This window comes from Methylobacterium ajmalii (assembly GCF_016613415.1).
Lineage (GTDB): Bacteria > Pseudomonadota > Alphaproteobacteria > Rhizobiales > Beijerinckiaceae > Methylobacterium > Methylobacterium ajmalii.
The window spans coordinates 23,998-30,597 of record NZ_JACWCT010000150.1; the positions used below are offsets into that span (position 1 = coordinate 23,998).

A 6,600-nucleotide genomic window follows, 5' to 3' on the forward strand; every position below is an offset into this window, starting at 1 on the left:
GGGGGTCGCGCCTTAACGGATCGGCTCGATGCTGGTCGCCCGGCGCCAGAGCTGGACCATGATGTAGAGGGCGCAGAGGCTGAACAGCACCATCAGGATGTGGCCGACGGTGTCGCCGAGCTCGAAGATGCCGGCGAGCGCCCAGCCCGCCGCGATGGCCACCGCGAACACCTCGACGCCGACCAGCACCATGATGCTGAGGATGGTGACGAGGCTGCGGGGCTTGAGGGAAGCTGATGCGGGCACGCGGCCTGACCCTTGTGCTGTGTGGCGGGGCGACGGGCGCGCGAGGCGCCTATCGTTTCATGGCTCCGGGGACTAGCCTGAACCGGCGGCTGCGCGCAACCGCGCGGGCCCCTGCCCGTCGATTTCGTAACGTCATCGCAAGCCGCCCGTCATCCGAGCCGAGAGCCGTCCAAACCGCCGATGCCCGAAACCCCCGTCTTCCCCCGCGCCGCCTGCGCGGCCCCCCACCATCTCGCCGCCGAGGCCGGCCGGGCGATCCTCGCCGAGGGCGGCAACGCCGTCGAGGCGATGCTCGCCATGGCAGCGACCATCGCGGTGGTCTACCCCCACATGAACGGTCTCGGCGGCGACGGTTTCTGGTTGATCCGCGGGCCGAACGGCGTCGTGCGGGCGATCGAGGCCTGCGGGCCGGCCGGCAGCCTCGCGACCATCAAGCGCTACCGCGACAAGGGCTACGAGACGATCCCCGAGCGCGGGCCCGACGCGGCCCTGACGGTGGCCGGTGCGGTCGGCGGCTGGGCCGTCGCGCACGGGATCGCCCGCGACCTCGGCGGGCGCCTGCCCCTGGACCTGATCCTGTCCGACGCCGTGCGCCACGCCCGCGAGGGTGTGGCGGTCTCGGCCTCCGAGGCGCGCTATGTGCCGAAGGAGCTCGACACGCTCCACGACCAGCCGGGCTTCAAGGAGACCTTCCTGGTCGACGGCGAGCCGCCAAAGGCCGGCGTGAAACGTGCGTTGCCGGCGCTCGCCGCGACACTCGAACAGCTCGGCCATGCCGGGCTCGACGACTTCTACCGCGGCGATGTCGGCCGCGAGGTCGCCGCGGACCTGGAGCGGGCCGGCAGCCCGGTCACCCGCGCCGACATCGCGCGCTACCGGGCGGTATCGCGGGCGCCGTTGTCGCTGAAGCTCTCGGGCGGGACGGTCTACAATTGCCCGCCGCCGAGCCAGGGCCTCGCGGCGCTGATGATCCTCGGCCTCTACGAGCGGCTGGGCGCGATCCGGCCCGAGACGGCGGCGCATTACCACGGCCTGATCGAGGCGACGAAGCGGGCCTTCCGGGTCCGCGACGCGGTGGTGACCGACTTCGACCGCCTGCGCCACGACCCCGCGACCTTCCTCGCGCCGGAGCGACTGACGGCCGAGGCCGCGGCGATCCGCATGGACCGGGCCTCGCCCTATCCCGTACGCCCGGTCGGCGACGGCGACACGGTGTGGATGGGAGCGATCGACGGCAACGGCGTCGCGGTCTCCTACATCCAGTCGGTCTACTGGGAGTTCGGCTCAGGCCTCGTCCTGCCGCGCACCGGCCTCACCTGGCAGAACCGCGGCATCGCGTTCTCGCTCGACCCGAAGGCCGTCAATCCGCTGGAGCCGGGGCGGCGGCCGTTCCACACCCTCAACCCGGCGCTCGCCGTGCTCGCCGACGGGCGGGTCATGTCCTACGGCAGCATGGGCGGCGACGGGCAGCCGCAGTTCCAGGCCCAGGTCTTCACCCGCTACGCCACCTACGGCATGGGCGTCGCCGAGGCGGTGGACGCGCCGCGCCTCCTGTTCGGCCGCACCTGGGGCGCGGACTCGATGACCGTGAAGGTCGAGGACCGGTTCGACTCGGCCTGCATCGCGGCGCTGTCGCGGATGGGCCACGAGGTCGAGGAGCTGGGCGGCTCCTACATCGATTCGCTGGGCCATGCCGGCCTGCTGGTGCGCCACCCGGGCAACGGCCGGATCGAGGCGACCCACGATCCACGCTCGGATGGCGGGGCGGCGGGGGTGTGAGGTGCCCTGAGTTTTCGGCAGCGGCTCCTGCCTCTTCTCAGGCCCCTCGACCAACGATCCCCGTATCGCGGGAGATTTTTCGTCCAACCCACACCGTCATCCTGAGGCGTCAGCCCATCGAAGACGGGCTGACCTCGAAGGAGGCCTCCAGCAGGTACGGAGATTCCTGGAGCCCTCCTTCGAGGTCAGTCGATCCGCGATCGACTGACACCTCAGGATGAGGCCGCGAGTGGGACAAGGAGAGGCTTGGCAGTCCTCACCCACCGATCCGCGACCCTGAAACGCGACGGCCGGGTCGTCGGCCGCCGGCCGGCGCCCTCACACCTCCATCGCCTCCAGCTCGGCGATCATGCCCTCGATCATCGACAGGCCGATCTGCCAGAAGGCCGGGTCGCGGGCGTCCAGCCCGAACGGCGCCAGAAGCTCGCCGTAGGGCCGGCTGCCGCCGGCGGCGAGCAGCGCGAAGTAGCGCTCGACGAAGGCCTCCTCCGCCGCCGGCGCCCCGTTCGCTCCCTGGTAGACGCCGTAGAGCGAGTTCACCAGGCAGTCGCCGAAGGCGTAGGCGTAGACGTAGAACGGCGAGTGGATGAAGTGGGGGATGTAGGCCCAGTAGGGCTCGTAGCCCTCGTCGAGGCGGATCGCCGGCCCGAGGCTCTCGGCCTGGACCGACATCCACAGTTCGCAGATCTTCTCGGCGGTCAGTTCGCCCTCGCGGCGGGCCAGGTGGACCTTGCGCTCGAAGGCGTAGAACGCGATCTGGCGGACCACCGTGTTGATCATGTCCTCGACCTTGGCGGCCAGCATCGCCCGGCGCTGGACCGGGTCGGTGGTGGCCTCCAGCACGCGCCGGAAGGTCAGCATCTCGCCGAACACGCTGGCGGTCTCGGCCAGCGTCAGCGGCGTCGGGGCCATCAGGGCGCCGTTGTGGCCCGCCAGCACCTGGTGCACGCCGTGGCCGAGCTCGTGGGCGAGCGTCATCACGTCCCGCGGCTTGCCCTGGTAGTTGACGAGCACGAAGGGATGGGCCGAGGGCACGGTCGGGTGGGCGAAGGCGCCCGGCGCCTTGCCGGGGCGCACCGGCGCGTCGATCCAGCCGCCGTCGAAGAAGCGCCGGGCGATCTCGGCCATCTTGGGCGAGAAGGCGCCGTAGGCCGACAGCACGGTCTCGCGCGCCTCGGCCCAGGGGATCGTGCGCTGCTCGACCTTCGGCAGCGGCGCGTTGCGGTCCCAGTAGGCCAGGCTGTCGCGGCCGAACCAGCGCGCCTTCAACTTGTAGTAGCGATGCGACAGGCGAGGATAGGCCGCCTGCACGGCGGCGACCAGCGCCTCGACGGTGTCGCGCTCGACCCGGTTGGCGAGGTGGCGAGCATCCGACACGTCGGTGAAGCCGCGCCAGCGGTCGGAGATCTCCTTGTCCTTGGCGAGCGTGTTGGTGATCAGCGTGAACACCCGCAGGTTCGTGCGAAACACGCTGCTGAGCGCGCCGGCCGCGTCCCGGCGCACGGTCTCGTCCGGATCCTGGAGCTTGTTGAGGGTCGGCTCCAGCGTCAGCTCCTCGCCCCGCAGGGGGAAGCGCAGGGATGCGATGGTCTCGTCGAACAGCCGGTTCCAGGCGGCGCGGCCGGTCACCGACTTCTCGAGGAAGAGCTTCTCGGCTTCGTCGCTGAGCTGGTGCGGCTTCTCGCGGCGGATGTCCTCGAGCCAGGGGCGGTAGCGCGACAGCGGCGGGTGGGCGGCGGCCGCGTCGACCAGCCGGTCCTCGATCCGGTTGAGCTCGAGGGTGAAGAACAGCAGGTCGCTCGCCGCGGCGGTCAGGCGCTCCTGGGTGTCGCCGTAGAACTTCGCCCGGGCCGGGTCGGTGGTGTCGCCCGAGTAGACGAGGCCGGCATAGGACATCAGCCGGCCCAGCCGGTCCTCGATCGCCTCGTAGGCGGCGACCGCGGTGCCGAGACGGTCGGCGGCCCCGTCGCCCGCGACGAGGTCGGCGACGCGGCCGCGATAGCTCTCCGCGAAGGTCCGGCACTCGGCCTCGGCCTGCGCGAGGTCGGCCGCGAAGGCCGGGTCGTCGAGACCGGCATAGAGGTCCGACAGGTCCCATTCCGGCAGCGGCCCGAGATCGACGGCGCGGGCCGTGGCCTGGGCGGTGCTCAGGGCGCTGTCCGACGGCGCGGCGGCACTCTGGGGCATGGGGGTGTTCCTCTCGGGGCGCGAAGGCGGTGTCGGGCGTGCGCCGGGACATATCGGCTCCCACCGGCCCGCGATCAACCGAGGCGGCGGCGATTGCCGCGCAAGGATCGGCAGAGCACGTGCCGTGCCGCCGGATGGCCCGCGGGCCGGGAACCGTCCGTTGGCGTTAAGGGCGACTTTACGGTTGTGGCGCAGCATGCGGCTCGAAACGAAACAGCCCCGCGATTCGTGCCGCCCCCTCGCCGGAGCGCGGTGCCGGACACGGAACGAGGCCCGGGCGGCGCGACCCGCCGCCCCGGCCACCGAGGAGAGCAGATGACCACCACGGTCCTCATCGTCGACGACGATCCCGTGCAGCGCCGCCTGGCGGAGGCCATGGTGCGGCGCCTCGGGTACGACGCGGCGGTCGCCGAGAGCGGGACCGCCGGACTCGACGCGCTGCGCGCCCCCGATGCCGGCATCGACGTGGTGCTCCTCGACCTCGCCATGCCGGGCGACCTCGACGGGCTCGGCGTGCTGGCGGAACTCCGCAAGGCCGGCATCGACACGCCGGTCATCGTCCAGACCGCGAACGGCTCGATCGACGCGGTCGTCAACGCGATGCGGGCCGGCGCGATCGACTTCGTGGTCAAGCCCGCCGGGCCCGAGCGGCTCCAGGTCTCGATCCGCAACGCCCTCCAGGTCGACCAGCTCCAGGACGAGATCCGGCGGATGCGCCGGCGGGCGTCGGGCGCCCTGTCGTTCCGCGACCTCACCTCGAAGAGCCCCGACATGGGCCGGGTGATGCGGCTCGCCGAGCGGGCGGCGAAATCGAACATCCCGGTGCTGATCGAGGGCGAGTCCGGCGTCGGCAAGGAGGTGCTGGCCCGCGCGATCCAGGGCTCGGGCGAGCGCCGCGGCAAGCCGTTCGTCACGGTCAATTGCGGGGCGATCCCCGACAACCTCGTCGAATCGACCCTGTTCGGCCACGAGAAGGGGGCGTTCACCGGCGCCACCGAGCGCCATCTCGGCAAGTTCGTCGAGGCCTCGGGCGGCACGCTCTTCCTCGACGAGATCGGCGAACTGCCCCTCGACGCGCAGGTGAAGCTCCTGCGGGCATTGCAGGAGGGCGAGGTCGATCCGGTCGGCGGGCGCAAGAGCGTGCGGGTCGACATCCGGCTGATCTCGGCGACCAACCGCTCGCTCCTCGACCTCGTGAAGCAGGGCCGCTTCCGCGAGGACCTGTACTACCGCCTCAACGTCTTCCCGATGACCCTGCCGCCCCTGCGGGCCCGGCGCGAGGACATCCCGGACCTCGCCCGCTCGTTCTGCGCCCGGTTCGCGGCCGAGGAGGGCAAGCGGGTCCGCGGCATCGCCGCGGAGGCGATGGCGCTGATCACCCGCTACGACTGGCCCGGCAACGTGCGCCAGCTCGAGAACGCGCTGTTTCGCGCCGTGGTGCTCGCCGACGGCGACGAGCTGACGATCGCGGAATTCCCGCAGATCGCCGCCCAGGTCCAGGGCTTCGACGTGCGCATCCCCGCGGCGCCCGCTTCGCCCGAGCCCGGCACCGCGCCGGCCCCGGTGCGCGAGATCGTCCGGGTCGAGGTGCGCGACCCCCACGCCCTCTCCCTCGTCGCCGAGGAGACCGGCGAGATGAAGACGATGGAGGGGCTGGAGGGCGAGATCATCCGCTATGCCCTGCAATTCTATCGTGGGCGAATGTCCGAGGTGTCGCGCCGGCTCGGTATCGGCCGCTCGACCCTCTATCGCAAGTTGAAGGAACTCGGCCTCGACGACGAGAAGGCGGAAGACGCCGCCTGATTCTGCCGTCCGGTCCGAAGAAAACCGCATTTGACGGGCTCTGGGCTCTCCTGCCGGGGGAGCGCGAGCGATGTCGCGCGGCGAACACTGTCGCGTGCCGTGGCGCACGTCGTGCACGAGGCCGGGCGGCATTCCGCCCGGGTGTGGCAGCCATGCGATGGTGCGGCCTGCACCGACGTGCTGACTGATCGAGTTATCCAGCGTGGCCGCTCCCCGGCCGCGGCTTCGAGGAGAGGACCATGGCTCCCAAGCGCAGGACCGGCCGGAATGTCGGCGCAGCGGCGACCCTCGCGGTGCTGCTGGCGGCCCAGCCCGGCCAGCCGGGCGCACGGGCCGAGGGCGTCGCCGCGGTGGCGACGGCCGGCGAGGCCGCCGCGCCGCTCCCCGCGGTCACCACGATCCCGGACAGGGCCGCCGCCGCGAGCCCGCCCGAGGCCGCGCTCCCGAAGGCCGAGGCTCCCAAAGTCGAGGCTCCCAAGGTCGACCCGAGCAAGCCCGACCTGAGCAAGGCCGCGACCGCCGCGGTCTCGCCCGAGGCCGTGCCGGCGACGCCGCCGGCCGCCGCGAGCCCGCCCGCTCCCGAGG

Annotated in this window: 4 protein-coding genes and 1 pseudogene; 3 read left to right on the plus strand and 2 right to left on the minus strand. The window is 72.0% G+C overall.

Annotated elements, in window-relative coordinates:
* Positions 1-12 precede the first annotated feature (12 nt).
* On the minus strand, positions 13-192 hold the full coding sequence (locus tag HPY23_RS26895) for a hypothetical protein (protein WP_060850654.1): 180 nt from the start codon (positions 190-192) through the stop codon (positions 13-15).
* Between the two features lie 234 nt (positions 193-426).
* Here HPY23_RS26895 and HPY23_RS26900 point away from each other — a divergent pair, with 234 nt between their 5' ends.
* A complete protein-coding gene (locus HPY23_RS26900; RefSeq protein WP_091889336.1) occupies positions 427-2,025 on the plus strand; it encodes a gamma-glutamyltransferase family protein in 1,599 nt (532 codons plus the stop codon).
* A gap of 318 nt (positions 2,026-2,343) precedes the next feature.
* On the opposite strand, the gene HPY23_RS26905 is transcribed toward HPY23_RS26900, so the two are convergent.
* A complete protein-coding gene (locus HPY23_RS26905) occupies positions 2,344-4,212 on the minus strand; it encodes a M3 family oligoendopeptidase (protein WP_091889338.1) in 1,869 nt (622 codons plus the stop codon).
* A 315-nt stretch (positions 4,213-4,527) separates the two neighbouring features.
* On the opposite strand from HPY23_RS26905, the gene HPY23_RS26910 reads away from it, so the two are divergent.
* Both HPY23_RS26910 and HPY23_RS26915 read left to right on the plus strand, forming a co-directional pair.
* Positions 4,528-6,015, plus strand: coding sequence for a sigma-54-dependent transcriptional regulator (locus HPY23_RS26910; protein ID WP_060850657.1), 1,488 nt, complete (start codon positions 4,528-4,530; stop codon positions 6,013-6,015).
* Between the two features lie 239 nt (positions 6,016-6,254).
* Positions 6,255-6,600, plus strand: a pseudogene (locus HPY23_RS26915) (hypothetical protein); the annotation flags it as partial.

What these genes read in the sequence shown, in the direction of transcription:
- HPY23_RS26905 (WP_091889338.1), bottom strand. Translation starts at nt 4,212, where the DNA reads ATGCCCCAGAGTGCCGCCGCGCCGTCGGACAGCGCCCTGAGCACCGCC.
- HPY23_RS26895 (WP_060850654.1), bottom strand. Translation starts at nt 192, where the DNA reads ATGGTGCTGGTCGGCGTCGAGGTGTTCGCGGTGGCCATCGCGGCGGGC.
- HPY23_RS26910 (WP_060850657.1), top strand. Translation starts at nt 4,528, where the DNA reads ATGACCACCACGGTCCTCATCGTCGACGACGATCCCGTGCAGCGCCGC.
- HPY23_RS26900 (WP_091889336.1), top strand. Translation starts at nt 427, where the DNA reads ATGCCCGAAACCCCCGTCTTCCCCCGCGCCGCCTGCGCGGCCCCCCAC.